Annotated in this window: 22 protein-coding genes and 1 pseudogene; 18 read left to right on the top strand and 5 right to left on the bottom strand. The window is 35.9% G+C overall.

All coding sequences use genetic code 11. The features are described 5' to 3' along the window. Window positions 1–4: 4 nt before the first annotated feature. Window positions 5–313 carry a phage holin family protein gene (locus FW781_RS00365; protein ID WP_034694332.1) on the top strand — a complete coding sequence of 103 codons (309 nt, stop codon included), beginning with the start codon at window positions 5–7 and terminating at the stop codon, window positions 311–313. Between the two features lie 3 nt (window positions 314–316). Further along, the gene (locus FW781_RS00360) at window positions 317–817 is read left to right on the top strand and encodes a phosphoribosyl-ATP pyrophosphatase (protein ID WP_149385603.1); all 501 of its coding nucleotides are present in this window, start codon (window positions 317–319) and stop codon (window positions 815–817) included. Window positions 818–896: 79 nt separating this feature from the next. Here the strand turns inward: FW781_RS00360 and FW781_RS00355 are convergent, their stop codons facing one another. Further along, the gene (locus FW781_RS00355) at window positions 897–1622 is read right to left on the bottom strand and encodes a TrmH family RNA methyltransferase (RefSeq protein ID WP_149385602.1); all 726 of its coding nucleotides are present in this window, start codon (window positions 1620–1622) and stop codon (window positions 897–899) included. Here FW781_RS00355 and tamL point away from each other — a divergent pair. Beyond that, window positions 1608–4217: a translocation and assembly module lipoprotein TamL gene (gene tamL, locus FW781_RS00350; RefSeq protein ID WP_149385601.1), complete on the top strand. Its 2610-nt coding sequence runs from the start codon at window positions 1608–1610 to the stop codon at window positions 4215–4217. The two genes, FW781_RS00355 and tamL, sit on opposite strands and share 15 nt — an antisense overlap. On the opposite strand, the gene FW781_RS00345 is transcribed toward tamL, so the two are convergent. Together FW781_RS00345 and FW781_RS00340 are read right to left on the bottom strand one after the other, a co-directional pair. Continuing rightward, window positions 4214–4771 (bottom strand): SanA/YdcF family protein, encoded by a 558-nt coding sequence (locus tag FW781_RS00345; protein WP_149385600.1) that lies wholly within the window; start codon window positions 4769–4771, stop codon window positions 4214–4216. The two genes, tamL and FW781_RS00345, sit on opposite strands and share 4 nt — an antisense overlap. Before the next feature lie 56 nt (window positions 4772–4827). Continuing rightward, on the bottom strand, window positions 4828–5952 hold the full coding sequence (locus tag FW781_RS00340) for a ferredoxin--NADP reductase (protein WP_149385599.1): 1125 nt from the start codon (window positions 5950–5952) through the stop codon (window positions 4828–4830). A 33-nt stretch (window positions 5953–5985) separates the two neighbouring features. Between FW781_RS00340 and FW781_RS00335 the strand changes: the two genes are divergently transcribed. The 15 genes and pseudogenes from FW781_RS00335 to FW781_RS22595 all read left to right on the top strand — a co-directional run bounded on the left by FW781_RS00335 (window position 5986) and on the right by FW781_RS22595 (window position 19266). Further along, complete coding sequence (locus FW781_RS00335) at window positions 5986–6546, top strand: TlpA family protein disulfide reductase (RefSeq protein WP_149385598.1); 561 nt, start codon at window positions 5986–5988, stop codon at window positions 6544–6546. A gap of 25 nt (window positions 6547–6571) precedes the next feature. Continuing rightward, complete coding sequence (locus FW781_RS00330; protein ID WP_172625631.1) at window positions 6572–7543, top strand: FecCD family ABC transporter permease; 972 nt, start codon at window positions 6572–6574, stop codon at window positions 7541–7543. Between the two features lie 416 nt (window positions 7544–7959). Continuing rightward, window positions 7960–8337 carry a GxxExxY protein gene (locus FW781_RS00325; RefSeq protein WP_149385596.1) on the top strand — a complete coding sequence of 126 codons (378 nt, stop codon included), beginning with the start codon at window positions 7960–7962 and terminating at the stop codon, window positions 8335–8337. 88 nt (window positions 8338–8425) lie between these two features. Further along, window positions 8426–9349: an ABC transporter ATP-binding protein gene (locus FW781_RS00320; RefSeq protein ID WP_149385595.1), complete on the top strand. Its 924-nt coding sequence runs from the start codon at window positions 8426–8428 to the stop codon at window positions 9347–9349. Between the two features lie 165 nt (window positions 9350–9514). Then, window positions 9515–9967 carry a MarR family winged helix-turn-helix transcriptional regulator gene (locus FW781_RS00315; RefSeq protein WP_105703816.1) on the top strand — a complete coding sequence of 151 codons (453 nt, stop codon included), beginning with the start codon at window positions 9515–9517 and terminating at the stop codon, window positions 9965–9967. A 54-nt stretch (window positions 9968–10021) separates the two neighbouring features. Further along, on the top strand, window positions 10022–12415 hold the full coding sequence (locus FW781_RS00310) for a 3-hydroxyacyl-CoA dehydrogenase/enoyl-CoA hydratase family protein (protein ID WP_149385594.1): 2394 nt from the start codon (window positions 10022–10024) through the stop codon (window positions 12413–12415). Window positions 12416–12497: 82 nt separating this feature from the next. Further along, window positions 12498–12962, top strand: coding sequence for an IS200/IS605 family transposase (gene tnpA, locus FW781_RS00305; RefSeq protein WP_149385593.1), 465 nt, complete (start codon window positions 12498–12500; stop codon window positions 12960–12962). A gap of 102 nt (window positions 12963–13064) precedes the next feature. Beyond that, window positions 13065–14243 (top strand): acetyl-CoA C-acyltransferase, encoded by a 1179-nt coding sequence (locus FW781_RS00300; RefSeq protein WP_149385592.1) that lies wholly within the window; start codon window positions 13065–13067, stop codon window positions 14241–14243. Between the two features lie 36 nt (window positions 14244–14279). Next, window positions 14280–14637: pseudogene (locus FW781_RS00295) on the top strand (four helix bundle protein). Between the two features lie 50 nt (window positions 14638–14687). After that, window positions 14688–16466 (top strand): acyl-CoA dehydrogenase family protein, encoded by a 1779-nt coding sequence (locus tag FW781_RS00290; protein ID WP_149385591.1) that lies wholly within the window; start codon window positions 14688–14690, stop codon window positions 16464–16466. A gap of 149 nt (window positions 16467–16615) precedes the next feature. After that, entirely contained in the window at window positions 16616–16930 is a 315-nt protein-coding gene (locus FW781_RS00285) for a hypothetical protein (protein WP_149385590.1), read from the top strand. A 29-nt stretch (window positions 16931–16959) separates the two neighbouring features. After that, entirely contained in the window at window positions 16960–17295 is a 336-nt protein-coding gene (locus FW781_RS00280; RefSeq protein ID WP_149385589.1) for a YegP family protein, read from the top strand. 80 nt (window positions 17296–17375) lie between these two features. Continuing rightward, window positions 17376–17822 carry a phosphohydrolase gene (locus FW781_RS00275; protein WP_149387324.1) on the top strand — a complete coding sequence of 149 codons (447 nt, stop codon included), beginning with the start codon at window positions 17376–17378 and terminating at the stop codon, window positions 17820–17822. An 11-nt stretch (window positions 17823–17833) separates the two neighbouring features. Beyond that, window positions 17834–18619, top strand: coding sequence for a M48 family metallopeptidase (locus tag FW781_RS22600; RefSeq protein WP_228720100.1), 786 nt, complete (start codon window positions 17834–17836; stop codon window positions 18617–18619). A 329-nt stretch (window positions 18620–18948) separates the two neighbouring features. Beyond that, a complete protein-coding gene (locus FW781_RS22595; protein ID WP_228720099.1) occupies window positions 18949–19266 on the top strand; it encodes a hypothetical protein in 318 nt (105 codons plus the stop codon). Here the strand turns inward: FW781_RS22595 and FW781_RS00265 are convergent. Both FW781_RS00265 and FW781_RS00260 read right to left on the bottom strand, forming a co-directional pair. Further along, on the bottom strand, window positions 19263–19979 hold the full coding sequence (locus FW781_RS00265) for a DUF2490 domain-containing protein (protein ID WP_149385588.1): 717 nt from the start codon (window positions 19977–19979) through the stop codon (window positions 19263–19265). The two genes, FW781_RS22595 and FW781_RS00265, sit on opposite strands and share 4 nt — an antisense overlap. A 71-nt stretch (window positions 19980–20050) precedes the next feature. After that, window positions 20051–21862 carry a TonB-dependent receptor plug domain-containing protein gene (locus FW781_RS00260; protein ID WP_149385587.1) on the bottom strand — a complete coding sequence of 604 codons (1812 nt, stop codon included), beginning with the start codon at window positions 21860–21862 and terminating at the stop codon, window positions 20051–20053. Between the last annotated feature and the right edge of the window lie 235 nt (window positions 21863–22097).

Raw genomic sequence — 22097 nt, 5'->3', positions numbered from 1 at the left:
AACGATGATAGAAACTATTAAAGAATATGCCTCCAAGAGAATAGATCTTCTGAAAATTGAAGCGACTGAAAAGTCGTCTCTTTCTGCCGGACTCATCACTTACTTTGTAGTACTGCTTGTTGCTTTTGCTTTTTTTATTATCCTTTTCAATTTTGGAATTGCTTTCCTTATCGGAAAAGCTCTGGATAATTACTCTTACGGATTCTTAATTGTTGCTGCATTCTATGCACTGGTAATGGCGTTTGTTGTTGCCTTCAAAACTAAGATCGTAAATACTGTTGCAGATCAGGTTATTAAATTTTTAAATCATTAAACTATGAGCAGACAATACGAGAGCATAGAAGAATTAAGAAGAAAGAAAAAACTGCTTCAGGGGGAAATAAGTGATCTGGAGAACCTTCTTACCTTCAAAAACACGAAGGAAAGCCTGAGTGCATTTACCAACGGATTAAGTGACCAGTACCTTCAGGAAAAGATAGATGAAGACGGTGATGAAAAAGTGGTTCTGAGAAAGGACGTCATCGCCAAACAGCTTACCTCAGAAGTAAAAGATCTACTGATCAACAAAAATACAGCTGTAGGAATTGCAAGCTCTGCTTTTAAAGGAGGGAATATTACAGACAGTCTTGTTAAACTAGGCGTTACCGCTATCGTAGGAAACTACGCCAAAAAGAATATGAAAAGCTCCAACTGGAAGAAAAAACTGATTGGTGCAGCATTGATCTACCTCGCTCCTATAGCCCTGAAGTATGTCAGAAAAAAAATGGAGGTTTATCAGAAAAATAAAAGTGTTTCCAGCATGGAACAATTGATATAGAAGTTAGGTGTTAGAAACTAGAAGTTAGCGTATATTTATAAGTAGTTTGTACTCAATTCTAACCTCTAGTTTCTAGCTTCTATTTTGAAAACAACTGTCCTAAAATAATCCCGGCAGCCATTGATACATTCAGGCTTTCTGTAGACTGGGATTTTCCAAATCTCGGAATACTGATACTTTTTTGTAAAAGCTTTTCAGTTTCCGGTCTCATTCCGTTTCCTTCATTTCCTAAAATCAGATTGATCTTTTCAGGTTTTTCAAACGTATAAATATTCTCCCCTTCCATATCCGTTCCGATATTTATATTTTCTGTTGCAGAAAGATATTCCACAAGATCAGTATACACAACATTAACTCTGGTAAAAGAGCCCATCGTAGCCTGAATCACCTTTGGGTTGTAGACATCTACGGTATCTTCACTACAGATGATCTGTTCTATTCCGAACCAGTCTGCCAATCGTATAATTGTTCCTAAATTTCCGGGATCCTGTATTCCATCCAAAACCAGCTGTATATTCTTATCCGTCAATTTTTCTTCCTCAGCAAGATAACATACCGCTACGGAATCTTTGGGCGTTTTAAGAAAACTAATTTTTTTTAATTCATTTTCAGAGATATGGGTAACAGGAATATCAGTACGGTCCAATTTTTGTGGATCGGTTGATAATATTTCTTTAACTTTAAAGTTAGAATTAAAAAGTTCACAAATGATTTTATTACCTTCAACCAAAAACAAATTGTATTTTTGTCTGAACTTCTTTTTATCTAAAGATTGTAAAACTTTTATTGTATGAGCTGTAAGCATTATAAGAATTCTCCTCAAAAATATTATAAAATTATCTCATTTGCAACATTTGTTGGTCTCCTTTATGCTTGTAGTACGACAAAAAAAGTTCCTGAAGGCGAATATCTGCTTACCAAGAATACATTAGGGTTCGAGGATAAGAAAGAATTTTTCGATGAGGAACTGAAAGATTACATTCAGCAAAAGCCCAATAAAAAGCAATTTCTTTTCATGCCATTAAGTCTTCTTCTGTACAATATGGCTGACACGAAATACGATACAATACTTAATGAATATATAACCTATCCCGGTGAAATGAGAAATCAAAAACTGAGAGACTCTTTATTCCTTAAATATAATATGAAAAGCAGTGTTGGAAAAAGCCTGCTGTTTGATCGTTTATTGCACAATTGGGGAACTCCGCCGGTGATTCTTGATCAGACCAGAAGTGAAAAAAGTGCTGAATCTATTAAAAAAAGACTTACTTACAGAGGATATTGGGATGCTGATGTAACATTTAAGCATACTCTGGATTCCGCTTCAAAAAAAGCAGCTGTAAATTATTCCATTAAACATAACGATCCTACCCGGATCAAGGATTATTTTTACAATATTCCGGATCAGGGGATTAAAGGTTACTACAATTATAATCTGAACAGAAGTCTTATAAGATCCGGACAGATACTTGATCAGACTGTTCTTGAAAGAGAAGTAACCCGGATTACTGATCTGATGAGGGAGTTTGGGTTCTACAGATTCAATGCCTCCAATGATGAAGTTTACTTTGTAGCGGATTCTCTTAAAAACAGAAAGCAGGTTCCTTTGACACTGGAAATTCATAAAGATTCTCTGGATACTCCTTATAAGATTTCAACTTTCGGAAATATAGATGTTGCGATTGTAGATGAACCGGGTGATTACCCTAAAAATACAAAAAAAGACAGCTTAAGAAGAATAAGATTCCATACGATGAATGACAAATATAAACTTTCATCCATTTGGAGAGCCATTATTCCCGATAATAAAAAGGTTTTCGACCAGACTAAACTTGACGTAACCAAGAGAAATCTTTTGGCGATGAACAATTTCAGCATCGTTAAAGCAAGAGACTCCCTGAGACAAGGAGGAATGGCTTCACCTAATGACAGTATTGTTGATGTTTTATATGTATTGAAACCACTTCCAAAGTATGAGTTTAAACTGGGAACTGATATTAATTATTCTCAGGTCTTAAACCTCGGAATTTCTCCTTCCGTAGACCTTACTACCCGAAACGTTTTCAGAGGGGCAGAAAACCTTTCTACAAGCCTTTCAGGGACATTTGGATCTATCAGAAGTACCAAGGATATTGATAAAAGAGTTGCCGCCTATGAAATATCTGCTCAGGCATCATTGAATTTCCCGAGGCTTTTGCTTCCGTTTAATTATTATAAATTTATTCCTAAACGATATACCCCTACTTCATCTATTTTATTGGGGGCATCTATACAGAACAATATCGGGTTGGGAAGATTGATTTTCAATACGGGGCTAAACTACCAGGCAAGTGTTAATGATCAGGTGTATCATAAACTTACTTTATTCAACACTCAGGTCAGTCTGACAAAAAATAAAGATGCTTATTACGATTACTTTGTGAATGACGGAAGGGTAAAAGATGAGGTTTTCGGGAATTATTTTATGTTTAACCCGGAAACTCAACAAACCGGACAAGATTATAAAGATGGAAAACTCAGCGTAGATGAAGTTTCAAAAAAGATTATCGAGAACGATGCTTACCGTGCGAGTCTTAATCAACAGGGAACTGATCTTTTGACAGCCTTCAGAGGAACATTGGTTAACAAAGACAGACAGACACAGGATGTTCTTATTTCTTCCATGATTTATAACTTTGTATACAGTGAAATCGGGAAAAAAGAATATCCAAACGCATTTTATTTTAATGGAAAAGTAGAACTCGCGGGTAACATTTTAAGCTTATTCAATAAAAAAGATAACGATGGCGGTGTTGTTACCGGTCCTCAAAAAACCATTTTCGGATTACCCTATGCACAGTTTGTAAAATTTGATATTGATGCCAGAAAGTATTTCAAATTCAATGGAAACCAGACGTTGGTACTTCGCCAGTTTATCGGGGTTGGAATACCGTATGGGAATTCTCAGGATATGCCGATCATTAAATCATATTTCAATGGAGGTTCCAACGATATCAGAGCCTGGGTGGCATTCGGAGGATTAGGCCCTGCAGATTCTCAGGTGGACGAAAGAGTACGTACTTATATGACAGATAATCTAAAGCTTACCACCAATATTGAATACCGAATTCCATTCAATAAGACCTATGAGGGTGCTTTATTTACAGATATAGGAAATACCTGGAGCCTTCGCAACTATAATGACGGATATGGAGATGAGTTTAAATTCAATAAATTTCTGAAGCAGGTGGGTATCGGAAGTGGATTCGGATTAAGGCTTAATATCGCTTATGTAACAGCCAGAATTGACCTTGCTTACAAGATCTATGACCCGAATAAACCTGATGGAGACCGATGGAGATTCAAATATTTCCAGCCTTTTAAGCCTACTGTTAATATCGCGTTCGGATATCCTTTCTAATCCGGAGAAACGCCTAAAATAAAATAGACTACAGCAATCACACGGGCGAGGATTTCCCTCGTCTGATTTCTGTAGAAGCTTTCAGATTTTGTGACATCCTGAGCATCAAATCCCAAAGCGTTCATATCATTATTTCTCGCAAAAAACAAGGCCCTCAGGTTATGATATCCCTGAGATACAATAATGACATTTTTCTTTTTATAAACGTCCTTACAACGGAGAATACTTTTATAGGTATTGAAACCTTTCGGGTCTTCCATAATAATATCTTCAGGAACACCTTCCAGATAAACCAGGTAATTTTTCATTGCTCTCGGTTCATTGTACCCTGTACTCTTCTCCCCACTCACTATAATTTTCTTGATTTTCCCATGGTGGTAAAGAAGAGCTGCAGCATCCATTCTTTTCGTAAAATACGGATTAGATTTTCCGGATCTCATTTTCGGAGATGTCCCGAGAACCAATGCGACTTCCCTTGGTGGAATTTTTGAGATTTTAGTATAGGTTCTCCCATTGGTAAGCCCAAAAACCCACACATTACAGAAACATATCATCAGAATTCCCAATTCCAATGATATAAAACCCAGGTTAAATATGTTCCTAATAGCTCTCAACTAAGATCAAAGTTAAGCTTTATTTTTTTACTTTTCACAATAGACATACAAGCTAATATATGTCCCTGCCCTTCCTCTTTTTCAGTAAGATACTCATTTTCCAGCAGTTCCACTTCACCCTCCTCTAAAGAACATTCACAGCTTCCACAGATTCCGGATTTGCATGAATAAGGAACCGGGAACTTCTGAATCAGAAGCTGCTGCAGGATTTTGTCCTTGTTATCAGGTAGATGAGTAGTATATTTTTTTCCGAACATGGTAAATTCAACCTCTATATTTTCAATCAGAGGAAATTCTTTTTCTACAGGATAAATATCATCATTAAATTCCTCAAAAAGTTCAAAATGGATATTCTTTTTCGGAATCCCGTGGTGATAGCAGGCATTGGCCAGTGTCTTGATCATTTCTCCTTTTCCGCAGATCAGCACTTCGTCCACAGCATCCCAGATCGTAGATTCTTCATCGGTATCATCCAAATGGAGAATCTGGTTGATGATAAGATTTAATTTCTTGGCATCCAATCTGCCATAAAAAAACTGATCTCCCGTTTTCTCCTGCGAAAAGAAGTAAAATATCTGAAGTCTGTCACCACATGTTCTTGCAAGATTATCAAGCTGATCCCGGTACACCAGATCTTCTGAGCTCTTATTTCCAAAAAATAAAAATAAACGGGTTCTGGGTTCTGTATGAAGGATATTTTTAAAATGGCTCAAGATCGGGGTTATCCCAATACCGGCAGCAAAGGCTACAATGGTTCTGAACTCACTGGGCTTGGAAACCAATGTAAATCTTCCTGCAGGTTCACTCACCCATAGAATATCATTCACATTATAGTTTTGAAATAACTGAGAGGCTGCACCTTCAAGAGAATTCATCTTTATTCCCAGACATATTTTTTCCTCATAAGGTGCCGAAGTCATTGAATAATCATTAATAACCTCTTTACCATGTGCTTGAAATTTTATACTGACGAACTGCCCGGCTTCAAACCTGAAATTTTCTTTTAAATTCTCAGGAATATCAAACTCCAGAGAAAAAGTATTTTTGGTCAGCTCTTCCTTTTTCGCTATTTTTAACGGATGAAACTGTATCAGTTTTCCTTTATAGATTTGTTGTTCCATAACTTCAATTCAAAAATAGATAAAAAATAATTTATGAAGAAGATAATTTTATCCACGTTACTCCTTACTGCATTGTACAGCTGTAAAAAAGAAGGCCAGAAAACTGAAAATACTGCAGCAGCAGATTCTCTTTCTGTAACTCAACCTACAGGTGCTGAAGAAAGTACATATATTCCCAAAGAACTTTCTCCTGAAAATGTAAGTCAGTATTTAGCAAAAAACAATGATACTCTATACGTCACCAATTTTTTTGCAACCTGGTGCGGTCCATGCATGAGAGAAATTCCAAGTTTTAAAAGTAAAATGGAGGAACTGAAGGGTAAACCGGTAAAATTTACTTTCATAAACCTTGATGATAAAGCTGATTGGGCTGGTGCTGTAAAGAATTTTGCAACAGAAAATAAGCTGGGAAAAAGTGTTATCTTACTTGATGGACAAAAACTAGATCAGAATTTCTTCACTTCCAATTTCAAACAATGGGACGGAGGTTCTATTCCCTTTACTTTCATGAGAAAAGGAGATAAAACCGATGAATATCTGGGAATGATGACGGAGGATGTATTAAATTCAAAAATCGATTCTTTCTTACAATAACAATAGACTGAACTCTTTCTGAATCATGTCAAAAAGATTTAAAATCCTGTGTTTGCTATTTGTGATTGCCATTATAATAAGTGCTGTCATCAATCTGAATACAGGATTTTTAAGTTTAAGCTTCCAGGATTTCTTTCTGGATTCTGGTCATAACCAAATTGCCGAAATCCGTATCAACCGTGTTTTAGTAATGATGCTGGCCGGAATATCAATTCCTACATCAGGTTTTCTGATGCAAGAATATTTTCAAAATCCGCTCGCAGGACCTGATATATTAGGAATTACTTCGGTTGCCAGCCTGTCTGTCGCCTTTTATATTTTCTTCTCCCACAATATTGTACTTCCCGAGTTTATACAGAACAGTTTTCTCAGTTTATCAGCTATTGGAGGGAGTTTGCTGTTAATGCTGATATTGCTGTCAATGTCTAACAGATTTCAGGACAAATCTTATCTCATTATTTTTGGGTTTCTTGTATCTGCTTTTGCCGGGGCCATTGTATCATTACTTCAGTTTTATGCGGAGAATCAAAGCTTGAAAAACTATATATTATGGTCTTTCGGAGCCAATAATATGGTGACCAGAAATCAGATCTATGTGTTGTTTGTTTTAGTTTTAATTGGAGTATTGATCTGTTTCAGGGCCATAAAACCACTTATTGGAAACTCTCTTGGAAATTCCTATGCACAAAGTTTAGGAGTAAATCTGAAACAGCTGAAACTTCTAATAATAGTTGCATCTTCTCTCCTATCAGCTTCTGTTACTGCATTTTTAGGACCTATTCTCTTTATAGGAATTATTGTCCCTCACTTCTGCAGACTTGTCTATAATCCATCCAGATTATGGCAGCAATGGATTCTTAATATGTTTCTGGGAATGCTTATCATGCTGCTTTTCTCAGTTATTGCAGAAAAAACACAGATCCCTCTGAATGTAATAAGCTCTGTATTTGGGATTCCTGTGATTCTGATGATGCTTTTAAAACAGAATAAAGTATAGTTTTTTGAGTAAGCGCAAAGACGCAAGGCTTTTTAAAAGATCTGTAAATTTAAGGCGCAAAGATTTTATCTACGATAAAATTGAAAACCAAATATTTAAATCACAATTATGTATGCCTGTTTGCTAAAAATTTTTGATTTTTTCGTAAAAATAGAAACCATATTTAACAACTCCTTCTCCATAAATGGTATCAAAATAATTTCTTCAACAAAACTCACTTTACCTACTTAAGTCATTAGAATAATATTCATACGCTTGCTGAAAATCTTTGATTTTCTTGCGCCTTAAAATATATACATATCACATTAAAAAACCTTGCGCCTTTGCGTTTACCCCACAACATACCTAAATAAATTATTACCCTTTTCCTGTACTTTCTTAACTATTCATATATTTATATTCAAAAAACACCACAAATGACAGAAAATGAAATTTCAAAAATTGTTTTTGAAACAGGATTAAAAATTCATAAAAAACTTGGAGCAGGATTATTTGAGCATGTATATGAAGAATGTCTGTTCTATGAACTAAAAAAAGCAGGTTTTCTAATAGAAAAGCAAAAACTTTTACCAATCGTTTATGAAGATTTGAAAATAGACAATGCTTTCAAACTTGACCTGATGATTGAAAACAAAGTAATTCTGGAAATAAAAACTGTTGAATATATATCACCTGTTCATAAAGCACAGCTTTTAACTTATTTAAAAATGTCCAACTGTAAATTAGGACTATTGCTCAATTTTCAATCTGATGTTTTCAAAAACGGTGTTACAAGAATTGTAAATAACTTATAAATAAAAATTAATAAAGTCAGATTCCTTGCACCTTAAAACCTTATTTTTGTAAAAACATTCTGCGCATTCGCGTATAATCAAATCAACTATGCATCTACAGATCAGACAGGCAAATATCGGCTACAATACAACTTTAATTTCCAATGCCAATGCGGACTTGAAGCTTGGTGATGTGTGTCTGCTGATTGGTAATAATGGTGTAGGAAAAACAACGCTGATCAAATCTATTCTGCACCAGATGCCTTTACTGAATGGGGAAATTTCTATGAATGGGAAAAATGTAAAAAGTCTTTCTGTAAAAGAAATTGCGGAGAATATTGCTATTGTTTTTTCAAAATCGGTTATTCCGCAGCATTATACGGTTGAGGATCTTATTTCTTTGGGGAAATACATCTACTACCCATTTTATTTTGAGTTAAAAAAAGAAGACCGTGAAGAAGTTGCCCACATCATTGAAGAACTGGATTTAAATCAATACAGATATACCTTACTGAAAAATCTCTCAGACGGAAACCTTCAGAAAGCTTTTATCGGGCGGGCAATAACTCAAAATTCCCCAATCATCATTCTGGATGAACCCACTACCCACCTGGACGAAAAAAACAAAATCATTATTCTGAAAACTTTGAGAAAACTGGCTAAAGAACAGAATAAACTGATCCTGTTTTCTTCCCATGATTGGAGGCTGGCCAAAGAATTTGCAGACAAGATATGGTATGTAAAGGACAATCAGCTGTATTCTGGAATTGTTGAGGATGTTCTTCTTCAGCATGAGGAACTCACCGATGCATCATTATTTCAAATCAATGAAACTTTTATTCCGCCTTTTATCTCGGCACCGCAGTTTCACAAGGAAATGCTGTATTCTCTGCTTCAAAAAAACTTCCAAAAAGACCTGTCTGCTCTAAATTTCGAGTTTCAGAATGATTTTTGGGTAATCACTAAAGATTCTTCTATTTACCAATGTGAATCCTTTGAAGAAATCATTAATTTAGTTCCAAACATTCATTAATACTAGGTTTTTTTTGATTAATCTACATACTATGCATGCATAGTATTATGCTAATCATACAATTTAATCTATTTATTCTCAGGTTATTAACAAAATTTAACGTTAATAAATACTATGCATGCATAATATTTACTAAATTTGGGTAAAACCATTGGCGCAAAAATGATGGATAATAATAAAGAAAAAATAGAAAACGTAGATTTAATTTTAAAACAGACCTGGTTGGCTGTTTCTAAAATGTACACAGAACTAGCTCAGGAACATGATTCCACAGCGGTACAGGCGCTTACTCTTCTTAAAATTGATCCAAAAGAAGGAACCCGAAGTACCAACCTTGGTCCAAAGATGGCCATTGAACCCACTTCATTAACGAGAATCATCAAACTTCTGGAAGACAACGGATATATCTATAAGGAGAAGACAACCACTGATAAAAGAGAGGTAATTATAAAGCTTACAGATAAAGGATTAAACTCCAGAAACATGTCAAAAGAAGTCGTTGTCAACTTCAACAAGAAGGTGATGGAGAAAATAGCTCCGGAAAAACTGGAGGCTTTCAAAGACGTGATGACTGAAATCATGAAAATAGCAAACGAATTATTAAACAACAGAAAATAAATTATGATGAAACCTTTGGGTATCATATAATCTTATAAAAATAAAAATTTACATATGAAAAGAAGAATCAAACATGTAACGGTTCTTGGTTCAGGAATTATGGGAAGCGGTATCGCTGCTCACTTCGCCAACATCGGTGTTGAAGTATCACTCTTGGATATTGTTCCTTTTGAACTTAATGAAGCTGAACAGAAAAAAGGTTTGACCAAAGATGACAAGGTAGTAAGAAACAGAATTGCTTCCGAAAACTTTGAAAAGCTTAAAAAAGCAAGTCCTGCACTTCTTTATTCACCAAAGTTTGCAGACAGAATTACAATCGGAAACTTCGATGATGATCTTCCGAAAATAAAAAACACAGACTGGATCATTGAAGTGGTAGTAGAAAGACTTGATATCAAGAAGTCTGTGTATGAAAAGATTGAACAGTTCAGAAAACCGGGAACATTGATTTCTTCTAATACATCCGGTATTCCTATTCATTTCCTTACTGAAGGAAGAAGCGAAGATTTCAAAAAGTACTTCGCAGGGACACACTTCTTCAACCCGGTAAGATATCTTCCTCTTCTAGAGATTATCCCTACCAATGATACAGCTCCTGAGATCATTGATTTTTATATGAACTACGGAGCAAAATTCTTAGGTAAAACAACTGTTTTAGCCAAAGATACTCCTGCTTTCATCGCCAACAGAATCGGAGTATTCTCTATGATGGACCTTCTTCACAATGTACAGAAATTAGGTCTTACCGTTTCTGATGTTGATAAATTAACAGGTCCGGTGATCGGACGTCCAAAATCTGCTACTTTCAGAACAGCTGATGTTGTAGGTCTTGATACTTTGGTAATGGTAGCCAACGGAGTTCGTCAAAGCGGTGCCGAAGCCAATGATTTCAATGATGTATTTGCTCTTCCTTCTTATATCCAGAAAATGATGGATAATAAATGGCTGGGTTCAAAAACAGAACAAGGTTTTTACAAAAAAGTAAAAAATGCAGAGGGAAAATCTGAAATTCATGGATTAAACCTTGACACTTTAGAGTATGAACTTCAAGGAAAATCATCATTCCCTACACTGGAATTAACAAAAGCGATTGATAAACCAATTGACAGATTTAAAGTTCTGATCGGAGGTAAAGATAAGGCAGGTGAATTATACAGAAAATCTTTAGGTGCATTATTCGCTTACGTTTCACATAAAGTTCCTGAAATTTCTGACGAAGTTTATAAAATTGACGATGCCATGAGAGCAGGTTTCGGATGGGAAAACGGACCATTTGAAATCTGGGATGCTGTAGGGGTTGCCAAAGGTATAGAACTGGCAAAAGATGCAGGATACGAAGTTTCTGACTGGGTGAAAAATGTAGAAACTTTCTATAAGGTAAATGATGAAGGACAAAGTATTTACGTTGATAAAAACTCAGGAGAATACAATAAAATTCCAGGCCAGGATGCATTCATTATCTTAGATAATATCAGAAAAAACAAAACACTCTGGAGCAATTCTGGTGCTGCAATTGAAGATTTAGGAGACGGAATCATCAACTTCGAGATCCGTTCAAAAATGAACTCTCTTGGAGGTGAAGTTCTTGACGGATTAAACAGAGCGGTTGATTTAGCAGAAAAAGAATATGACGGATTAGTTGTAGGAAACCAGGGAGCTAATTTCTCTGTAGGCGCCAACCTTGCAATGATCCTTATGATGGCTATTGAGCAGGATTGGGATGATTTGAATATGGCGATCGCTTACTTCCAGAAATCAATGATGAGAGTTCGCTACTCCTCTATTCCTGTAGTAGTTGCTCCTCACGGAATGACCTTAGGTGGAGGATGCGAAATGACAATGCACGCTGACAGAGTGGTTGCTGCCGCAGAAACGTATATCGGACTCGTAGAAACCGGAGTTGGGGTAATCCCTGGCGGTGGTGGTACTAAAGAACTTACTTTAAGAACTTCCAGAGAATTCCACAACGATGATGTTAAAAATAACAGACTTCGTGATGCATTCATGAATATCGCAATGGGTAAAGTAGCTACTTCTGCTTATGAAGCTTATGACATGGGAATCCTTGAAAAAGGGAAAGACATTGTTTCCGTAAGCAAAAACAGACAGATTGCTGAAGCTAAAAAAGTAGCGAAACTATTAGCAGAACAAGGATATACCCAACCCATCGAACAGAAAGTAAAAGTTCTTGGTAAAGATGCATTAGGAATGTTCTACGTAGGAACAGACCAGATGTTAACCGGAAACTTCATCTCTGCACACGACAAGAAAATTGCTGATAAACTAGCTAACGTAATGGTAGGTGGAAATCTATCCGAACCAACAGTTGTAACAGAACAGTATCTATTGAATCTTGAAAGAGAAACCTTCCTGCAGCTTTGTGGGGAAAGAAAAACTTTGGAAAGAATTCAGTACATGCTGCAAAACGGAAAACCATTAAGAAACTAACGGGAAGCTCCGTAGGAGCGAACTGTTAATAGATGAGTAATTTAAGAAATTGGAAAGCCTCGTAGAGGCGGCCTGTTAATTTATGGCAAACACATACACTCAGATTTATATTCAAATTGTTTTCGCTGTAAAAGGAAGACAAAATCTGATTTCAAAAGAAAACAGAGAAGAATTACATCAGTTTATTACAGGTATTGTGTCCAATAGAAACCAAAAATTATTCGCAGTTTTTGCAATGCCGGACCATGTCCATATTCTTGTAAGTATGAATCCTACACTTTCGGTTTCAGATTTAGTAAGGGATATTAAAGCGGGTTCTTCAAAATTCATCAATGAAAAAGGATGGATAGACGGAAAATTCAATTGGCAGGAAGGGTACGGAGCGTTTTCTTATTCTAAAAGCAGTGTTGATTCTGTTGTAAAATATATTTTAAATCAGGAAAAACATCATAAAAAGAAAACTTTTAGAGAAGAATATCTGGATTTTATGTCAAAATTTGAAATTGAATATGATCCAAAATATATATTTGAATGGATTAACAATTAACAGATCGCTCCTCCGGAGCTCCACAAAGAAAGCATAAACAAATACTATGAACAGTTTACCTCTACGAGGCAAAAAAGTCTAAAAATAATTTAATTAAACAAAATGAAAACAGCATATATAGTAAAAGGTTTCAGAACTGCCGTTGGAAAAGCTCCAAAAGGAAGTTTAAGATTTACAAGACCTGATGTCATGGCAGCTACCGTTATTGAAAAATTAATGGCAGAGCTACCACAATTGGATAAAAACAGAATTGATGACCTTATCGTAGGAAATGCAATGCCGGAAGCTGAACAAGGACTGAACGTTGCACGTCTGATCTCTTTGATGGGATTAAATACGGATAAAGTTCCGGGAGTTACCGTAAACAGATATTGCGCTTCAGGAAGTGAGGCCATTGCTATTGCTTCTGCAAAGATTCAGGCTGGTATGGCAGATTGTATTATCGCCGGTGGTACTGAATCTATGTCATACATTCCGATGGGAGGTTACAAACCTGTCCCTGAGACAGATATCGCAAAAACAAACCCGGATTACTATTGGGGAATGGGTTATACTGCGGAAGAAGTTGCAAAGCAGTATAATATTACGAGAGAAGAGCAGGATCAGTTTGCTTTTGAATCTCACATGAAGGCTTTAAAAGCAAATCAGGAAGGAAAATTTGCCAATCAGATTGTTCCGATTCCTGTAGAATATAATTTCCTTGACGAAAACCAGAAACTACAGACTAAAAAGTTTGATTTTTCAATAGATGAAGGTCCTAGAGCTGATACTTCATTACAAGGATTAGCAAAATTAAGACCTGTATTTGCCAACGGAGGAAGCGTAACAGCCGGAAACTCTTCTCAGATGAGTGACGGAGCAGCTTTTGTAATGGTAATGAGTGAGGAAATGGTAAAAGAATTAGGTTTGGAGCCTGAAGCAAGATTAGTTGCTTATGCTGCAGCCGGATTAGAGCCAAGAATCATGGGTATGGGACCAATCTACGCTATTCCAAAAGCATTGAAACAGGCAGGTTTAGAATTAAAAGATATTGAATTAATCGAATTAAACGAGGCATTCGCATCACAATCTGTTGCCATTAAGAAAGAATTAGGCTTAAATCCTGATATTCTAAATGTAAACGGAGGAGCCATCGCTTTGGGTCACCCTCTTGGCTGTACCGGAACAAAATTAACGGTTCAACTTCTTGACGAAATGAGAAGACGCGGCAACAAGTATGGAATGGTTTCTATGTGTGTAGGAACGGGACAGGGAGCGGCTTCAATCTTTGAACTTCTTTAATTAATTATAGATTTTAAATTATAAATTTTAGATGCTATGGGTTTCAAAGAAGACAATTTGATCCAAATAAAAAGTTTTGATTTTGCCTTAAGAATAATTTAAATTTTATACTAAGTGTAAATCTCAAAACGAGTTTATTTTATCAAAACAAATTCTTCGTTCTGGGACTTCCATTGGAGCAAATGTAGAAGAAGCCATAGCCGCTCAATCTAAAAAAGATTTTATATCAAAGCTCTCTATTGCAAATAAAGAAGCGAGAGAAACAAGATATTGGCTGAAACTTTATGATTCTTCAAATCTTGTTCAAATTGAGATCAATTCATATTTAAAAGACATTGAAATGATCATTAATATTTTGACTAAAATCATTAAAACATCATCTGAAAATTTATAACAACAAAATCTAATTTAAAATTTATAATCTAAAATTTAAAATAATAACAAATGAGCAATATACTTAAAGGTGGGGAATTCCTAATTAAACAAATTCCTGCAAACGAAATTTTCAGTCTTGAAGAACTGAGTGAAGAACAAAAAATGCTTCGTGATTCTGCTAAAGAATTTATTGACAGAGAAGTTATTCCACATCATGACCGTTTTGAGAAAAAAGATTATGAACTGACCGAAAAAACAATGCGTCAGTTGGGCGAAATGGGACTTTTGGGGATTACCGTTCCTGAAGAATATGGAGGTTTGGGAATGGGATTTGTGAGCACGATGTTGGCTTGTGATTATGTTTCTGGAGGAAACGGCTCATTGGCAACAGCTTATGGAGCTCATACCGGAATTGGAACCCTTCCTACTCTTCTTTACGGAAGCGAAGAATTAAAAAAGAAATATCTTCCTGATTTAGCTACCGGAACAAAATTCGGAGCATATTGTTTAACTGAGCCGGATGCAGGATCTGATGCCAATTCAGGGAAAACAAGAGCAAAATTATCTGAAGACGGAAAACATTACATCATCAACGGACAAAAAATGTGGATTTCCAATGCAGGTTTTGCAGATACTTTCACATTATTCGCAAAAATTGATGATGATAAAAACATTACAGGTTTTGTGATCAACCGTTCAGAATTAGAAAATCCAGACAGTTTAACATTTGGTGAAGAAGAACATAAATTAGGGATTCGTTCCTCTTCCACTCGTCAGGTTTTCTTCAATGATATGAAAGTTCCTGTTGAAAATATGTTAGGCGAAAGAAACAATGGTTTCAAAATCGCTTTGAATGCATTAAATGTTGGTAGAATTAAATTAGCTGCAGCAAATCTTGACGGACAAAGAAGAATTTTAAACCACTCTATTCAATATGCAAATGAAAGAAAGCAATTTGGTGTTTCTATTTCTACTTTCGGAGCAATCAGAAAGAAAATTGCAGAAATGTCAACCGGAGTTTTTGTGAGTGAAGCTGGTTCTTACCGTTTGGCAAAAAATGTTGAAGATAAAATTGCTGACTTAGTTGCTGGCGGAATGGATCACCAACAAGCTGAATTAAAAGGTGTTGAAGAATTTGCGGTAGAAGCTTCTATCCTTAAAGTTTTCGTTTCTGACCTTACGCAAAATACAGCGGATGAAGGAATCCAGATTTATGGAGGAATGGGATTCTCAGAAGACACACCAATGGAATCTGCATGGAGAGATGCCAGAATTGGTAGAATCTATGAAGGTACCAACGAAATCAACAGACTTTTGGCTGTAGGAATGCTTATCAAGAGAGCAATGAAAGGTGAATTAGATCTTTTATCTCCTGCAATGGCAATCAGCAAAGAATTGATGGGTATCCCTTCATTTGAAGTTCCTGATTACTCAGAATTCATGAGTGAAGAAAAAGCAATTATAGCAAATCTTAAGAAAGTATTCCTGATGGTTTCCGGAGCTGCTCTTCAGAAATTCATGATGGATATTGAAAAACAGCAGCACTTATTATTAAATGCTTCTGAAATTCTTAACCAGATCTATATGGCAGAATCTGCAGTATTAAGAGCAGAGAAACACTTCTCTCCTGAATCTGTAGAAGCAGCTATGGCACAGCTTAACCTTTACAAAGCTGTTGAAAAAATCATCTCTGCTGCTAAAGAAGGAATTGTTTCTTTCGCTGAAGGAGACGAGCAGAGAATGATGCTTTCCGGATTGAGAAGATTTACAAAGTATACCAACCATCCAAATGTAGTAGCTTTAACTGAAAAAGTGGCTGCTCACTATATCGAAAAAGGAGCTTATTAGTCTTTAATAACATAAATTTGATTTAGCGTCTCAGTTTCTGAGGCGCTTTTGTTTTTCAGTGTATTGATTCTTACTATCATTGAATTTACTGAAATTCAGTGCTTTTATTCAAAAAAAAATATTATTTTTATTTAAAAATTAAATAACACATGAAAATCATATTATTTCCCCTACTCCTTTTATCTGCTGCGCTGATGGCACAAAAAAAGGAAAACTTAATTCCCATTCCCAAAACAGATACCGTAAAAATTGCCAGCAAAGGGAAATTCCCCGGATACTCTGCGTTGAAGTCAAATCAGCCTCAGACAGGACTTTATAAAATGATGATTAAGAAGCCTAACGATACTATGATGTATCTGGCTTTAAAAGAACCTTCAAAGGACTACTCGCAATACAAAATTCTAAACGCTATCACACCTGACAAGCTTCAGGTAAGTTCAAAGAAGCTCATACCATCTAAATAATATAACACAAATCAAAAAAACAATAAAACATGGGAAAATTTATTATCTCTAAAAGAACAAACGGAGACTTTCAGTTTAACCTCAAAGCAGGAAACGGACAGGTTATTTTAACCAGCCAGGGCTACAGCACAAAGCCATCCTGCGAAAACGGAATAGGATCTGTAAAAACCTACTCACAGGAAGATTCAAAATTTGAAAGAAATACAGCCAAAGACGGCAGATGTTATTTCAATCTTAAGGCAGGAAACGGACAGATCATAGGAACCAGCCAGATGTATGAATCTGATAACGGCATGGAAAACGGAATAGAATCTGTAAAAAACAATGCTCCACACGCTCACGTAGAAGATGAAACAAGTATTTAAAATACATTGAAATAATCTTAATAAAAATGTCTTATTTTTTTAAGGCATTTTTTATTTTTGTACTCTATTTTTCATTAGAAATGACAAAAGAAGAATTACTGAACAGAGCAATCAAAATTGCTGACAAAGCCCATAAAGGACAAACCGATAAATACCATGCTCCCTATATTGGACACGTCATGCGTGTGATGAATTATGGTAAAACATTGGACGAAAAAATCGTTGGAGTACTGCATGATGTAGTAGAAGACCATCCGGAAGAATTCAGTCTGGATTATTTAAGGTCTGAAGGGTTTCCTGAATATATCATTTTTGCCATCAGCTGTCTTACCAAATTTGATCCGGAAGAAGATTACGATGATTTCATTAAAAGAACAGAAAGATCTCTGCTCTCTGTTGCCGTAAAGCTGAACGACCTTCGTGACAATATGGATCTCAGAAGAGTAAACAGAGAACTTACACCAAAGGATATTAAAAGATTCAACAAATATCTGAAAGCGTATCGTTATCTGATAGAGAAATATTAATAAAAAAACACATGACTAATAACCTGCCTAAAATTTCATCAGCTTATCAATCCAAGCTGATCTCTGCTATTGTATCTATTTCAGTTTTTTTTCTGATCTATCTGGTACTTATACTCGCTTCTCTCCTGATGATATTCTTATTGGGATACGGAGCAATAAAACTCTTAAGTATTTCTCTCAATTACTTTACAGTGTTTGGTGCAGCAGGATTATTGAGTGTTGGAGTTTTTGTATTTATATTTCTTGTTAAATTCATTTTCAAAAAGACACATTACAGCACGCGGCATCTGATAGAAGTCAACAGATCCCACCAGCCTGAGCTATTTGCCATTATTGATGAAATTGTAGCAGAAACCAGCGTAAAAGCTCCACAAAAAGTTTTTCTTTCACCTGATGTGAATGCCAGTGTAAGCTATAATTCTGTTTTCTGGAGTATGTTTTTGCCGGTAAAGAAAAATCTGACGATTGGGGTTGGACTTATCAATTCAACCAGTATAGGAGAATTAAGATCCATTTTAGCCCATGAGTTTGGGCATTTCTCTCAAAAAAGCATGAAGGTAGGCGGATATGTGAATCAGGCTGAAAAAATAATATTTGAAACCGTTTACAATAATAAAGAATATGAAAATTTTATATTGGAATTTTCGGGAGGCAATGCTGTTTTTAAAATTTTTGGCCTGATATCGGTCAGTTTCATCAATGCATTTCAATCAGTACTTAAAAGTATTTCAAATTTTCTTTTCAAAAATCATCTCATCAAACTACCGATTTTTTCAGTGACAAAAAAGTATCTTTAGTCTACGAGAAATCCGGAATAGAGAGTGATATACAGACTCTGCAATACCTGGCTTCCTATCCGAAAGAAATAAAAACCTTCAGATTCGATGGCAACCTTTACAAAGCAAAAGATGCCGGAAGACTTATTCCTGATCTTGAAAATGAACTGAAAAAAGTACAAGAAGAACTTCTGGAAAATGATAAAGCTATCTTTCAGCATTATTACCATACTTCTAATGAGGATCTGAAAAAAGACCTGCTTGCCAAGTATAAAAAACTGGCAGTCATAGACAGAGAATTTGACGATTTTCAGAAAAGTCTTAATGAGTTTACGGTATACCTGCAGTTTATGGCAGTCACTTTACCTTTTGAAGAAATCCATAAACACAGAGCCAAGCTATTAAAGGCAGAAGAACCTTTTAAACAAAAAACCAGGGAACTTCTCGAAAACTCAGCGTATAAGGAGGCCTTAACTGATGAAGATAAAAATCTTTTACAGGAATTTGTAAATTCTGAATATATCTATTTCAACAAAGACAAATATCTTGAGCATGAAGTAAGTGCTGTATCTTTGCTGATTGAAAAATACCGGGCATTACTCAGCGATCACTATCTTCATTCTAAGCTGGATTTATTAAATTTTCAGTCAAGCTTAAGTAAGAATTAATCTGCACCTGGAAAATCGTAGGTCTTCGTGTGATGATCTGTCCCGTCGATATTGATGTTTAACGCAAGGTAAATAAAATGTAGGTTTTTATTTCCTTTTGCTTCAAATTCACGCTGCCAGAGATATCCGCTCACGATTCCAAAGTAATCATCGATCTGATAGCCAAAACCGCCATAGACTCTGTTTCTGGCAAAACTGGGCTTCATTGGCGAGACAAAGAAAACTTCGTCATATGCATTAGCGAAGACAGTCCCTTTTTTAATGGTTTTGGCATTTAAAGGAACACTTACGTTCAGACGGTATCTGTAACGCATTCTCTGGGAAGTAAGATCTGTTTTAGGCTCATAGAACCAGCTTTTTTCAACACGAAAACGGTTTTCAAACTTTACGATGCCTTTTTTAATATCAATGACATCCTGAAGCCATACTCTGAACTCCTCTCTGCTTAAGCTGTGTTCTTTATAGTTGACATATCTTCCCAATCCTACGAAAGGCTTGTGGTTTTTGGTAAGATTATATCCTAAACCCCCTTTTATCTCATAATAATCAGGATAGGTATAATCTTCATTACCACGCATCTGTCCTTCTGCATAAAGGAAAAATTTTGGATGAAACTTATAGGTCAGAGTCACTGCATTGAAGCTGGAAATATGTTCCTGTGCTTTAAAAAAAGAAATTCCAAGTAGTAAACCTAGGCCTATAAGACGTTTCATAAAAAATTTTTGCAAATGTATATTTTTTAACAATTTGTTAATATTAACTTTCATTAATATTAAATTAACACCTACTTAATATTAATTGTATAAGAAAACCCAATGTGGAACCACCTTTGCGGCATTGCTACTCCAAACGCTTCCGTATAATTTGTATTGGTAATGTTGTTAATTAAAACATACACAGAATAGTCTTTTTTAGCAAAACTCAGCTTTTCATCAACAAGATTATAGGTTCCCAGATTTACCCTTTCATTGTAACGGTAAACAAGCTCATTGGTAAAGTTTTTCAGAAATTTCACCTCTAATTTGGAAACCAGCTGGTGCTTCAGATTATCCAGAATATATCTTGAAACCAAACCGTTTTTTTCTTCATATTTACTGTCGATATACGTATACCCAACCGTGTATTTCAGCCATTCTAACGGCCTGTGGCTCCACTCCGCCTCGATCCCTTTGGTTTTGATATCTCCTACATTTTGGGCAAACCATACTTTGTCACTCGGGTCATTCTTAACCCAGTCAATAGAATTGCTGGAGTTTCTTAAAAACCCGCTTATTTTAGCTAAAATTTTGTTATTCTGATATTGATATCCTACCTCAGATGAAAGCGCATTTTCAGGCTGTAAATCCGGGTTTCCCTGTTCCGTTTTACTTACATAAAAAAGTTCGGTAAAGGTGGGTATGCGGTGTACTTTTGCAATGTTTCCGTAGATTTTACTATTGGGATTAAAGTTATAACCGACATCCAGACCAGGATAAAAGAAATTTCCTTCTTTAGAATAGTTGGCCCATGAAATTCCCGGACTGATGTTCAGTTTTTTATCCAGTAATGAAAAATGGTGCTCAAAGAAAACCTGAGATACAAAACGGTTTCTATCACCCAGATTACTGCTCACTAAAAATTCTTTTCTAAGCTCCACTCCAATTCCGGTTGTACCCAATCCCCATTGATAGCTGGAATTCACTTCTCCGCCTACATTATTTCCAATATGCATATTTCTGTAAAAATCAGGATCCCATCTGTCATAAAGATACATATCCTGCCCTCTTCTCCAGTATACATTTGAATTAAGCTTTAGTTTCCCGAAAGTCTGCTGATGAGCCACACTTACAATAGATGCCTGTGTTTCCTCATATTGTTTTGTTGCAGCACTGGAAGCGTAAAAACCATTGGCCCCGAATTTTTTTCCCGAAAAACCTGCCTGTACTCTTACATCTCCGTTTTTAATATTCATTTTTCCCTGGTAAAAGACATTCCTGATCTCATAATCAGTATTGAACATATAGCCTTCCGAAGAAGCAGAATTGGCCTGAAGGGAGCTGGTAAACTTTTCATTTCCTATCTGAGCATTGAATCCAAGACCATACGTACTGAAATCCCCACCGTCTGCACTGATCTTTACTTTCTTTCCGGGAGTAGTTTTAGTAATAATATTAATAACACCGGCATAAGCATTCTGCCCAAAACGTCTGGCAGCAGGCCCTTTTATGATTTCTATCCTTTCCACATCATCAAGATCAACCGGGATATTCATATTGTTATGCCCGGTCTGGGAGTCATTCATCCTGATTCCGTTCAGGAGCAGAAGAACCTGTTCAAAAGAACTTCCGCGGAAACCTATATCACTCTGCACCCCATTGGCGCCCCTCCTTCTGATATCCATTCCGGGTACCTGCTGAAGAATTTCGTCTATACTTTTAGCCGGAGAATTTACAATATCTTCTCTGCTGATAACGCTGATATTCTGATTGGCACTTTTATAAGGTGTAGAGATAAATTTTCCCTGAAATTCAATGCTTTCAATATCTGTTGTCTTCTCCTGTGCATTTACCCAAAGTAAAGATCCCAGAAAAAAAGCACTTCCTATCTTTTTGATCATAATCGTTTCCGTAGTTTTCTTTTGTAACAGATCCCAAAAGTAAGGGAGTTCACCAAGACAGGCAAATGATAGTTGTCATAAAAAAAGATGCAGCGTAATGCTGCATCTTTGTGAGGGATTAATTCTATCTTTTCTTCATTAAATGTGTAACCAGATCTCTGAATAATTTTCTCATTTCTTATTACATATTTAAGGGTACAATTTTAAATAATTTTAAAATACAAAACAATAGTTC

Source organism: Chryseobacterium panacisoli, from assembly GCF_008274625.1.
Lineage (GTDB): Bacteria > Bacteroidota > Bacteroidia > Flavobacteriales > Weeksellaceae > Chryseobacterium > Chryseobacterium panacisoli.
This window is presented reverse-complemented; position numbering and strand designations above follow the sequence as displayed.

Bases quoted from the DNA above. Each gene is read 5' to 3' on its own strand.
- FW781_RS00365 (WP_034694332.1), top strand. From the start codon at position 5: ATGATAGAAACTATTAAAGAATATGCCTCCAAGAGAATAGATCTTCTG.
- FW781_RS00360 (WP_149385603.1), top strand. From the start codon at position 317: ATGAGCAGACAATACGAGAGCATAGAAGAATTAAGAAGAAAGAAAAAA.
- tamL (WP_149385601.1), top strand. From the start codon at position 1,608: ATGAGCTGTAAGCATTATAAGAATTCTCCTCAAAAATATTATAAAATT.
- FW781_RS00355 (WP_149385602.1), bottom strand. From the start codon at position 1,622: ATGCTTACAGCTCATACAATAAAAGTTTTACAATCTTTAGATAAAAAG.
- FW781_RS00345 (WP_149385600.1), bottom strand. From the start codon at position 4,771: ATGATATGTTTCTGTAATGTGTGGGTTTTTGGGCTTACCAATGGGAGA.
- FW781_RS00340 (WP_149385599.1), bottom strand. From the start codon at position 5,952: ATGGAACAACAAATCTATAAAGGAAAACTGATACAGTTTCATCCGTTA.
- FW781_RS00335 (WP_149385598.1), top strand. From the start codon at position 5,986: ATGAAGAAGATAATTTTATCCACGTTACTCCTTACTGCATTGTACAGC.
- FW781_RS00330 (WP_172625631.1), top strand. From the start codon at position 6,572: ATGTCAAAAAGATTTAAAATCCTGTGTTTGCTATTTGTGATTGCCATT.
- FW781_RS00325 (WP_149385596.1), top strand. From the start codon at position 7,960: ATGACAGAAAATGAAATTTCAAAAATTGTTTTTGAAACAGGATTAAAA.
- FW781_RS00320 (WP_149385595.1), top strand. From the start codon at position 8,426: ATGCATCTACAGATCAGACAGGCAAATATCGGCTACAATACAACTTTA.
- FW781_RS00315 (WP_105703816.1), top strand. From the start codon at position 9,515: ATGGATAATAATAAAGAAAAAATAGAAAACGTAGATTTAATTTTAAAA.
- FW781_RS00310 (WP_149385594.1), top strand. From the start codon at position 10,022: ATGAAAAGAAGAATCAAACATGTAACGGTTCTTGGTTCAGGAATTATG.
- tnpA (WP_149385593.1), top strand. From the start codon at position 12,498: ATGGCAAACACATACACTCAGATTTATATTCAAATTGTTTTCGCTGTA.
- FW781_RS00300 (WP_149385592.1), top strand. From the start codon at position 13,065: ATGAAAACAGCATATATAGTAAAAGGTTTCAGAACTGCCGTTGGAAAA.
- FW781_RS00290 (WP_149385591.1), top strand. From the start codon at position 14,688: ATGAGCAATATACTTAAAGGTGGGGAATTCCTAATTAAACAAATTCCT.
- FW781_RS00285 (WP_149385590.1), top strand. From the start codon at position 16,616: ATGAAAATCATATTATTTCCCCTACTCCTTTTATCTGCTGCGCTGATG.
- FW781_RS00280 (WP_149385589.1), top strand. From the start codon at position 16,960: ATGGGAAAATTTATTATCTCTAAAAGAACAAACGGAGACTTTCAGTTT.
- FW781_RS00275 (WP_149387324.1), top strand. From the start codon at position 17,376: ATGACAAAAGAAGAATTACTGAACAGAGCAATCAAAATTGCTGACAAA.
- FW781_RS22600 (WP_228720100.1), top strand. From the start codon at position 17,834: ATGACTAATAACCTGCCTAAAATTTCATCAGCTTATCAATCCAAGCTG.
- FW781_RS22595 (WP_228720099.1), top strand. From the start codon at position 18,949: ATGGCAGTCACTTTACCTTTTGAAGAAATCCATAAACACAGAGCCAAG.
- FW781_RS00265 (WP_149385588.1), bottom strand. From the start codon at position 19,979: ATGAAACGTCTTATAGGCCTAGGTTTACTACTTGGAATTTCTTTTTTT.
- FW781_RS00260 (WP_149385587.1), bottom strand. From the start codon at position 21,862: ATGATCAAAAAGATAGGAAGTGCTTTTTTTCTGGGATCTTTACTTTGG.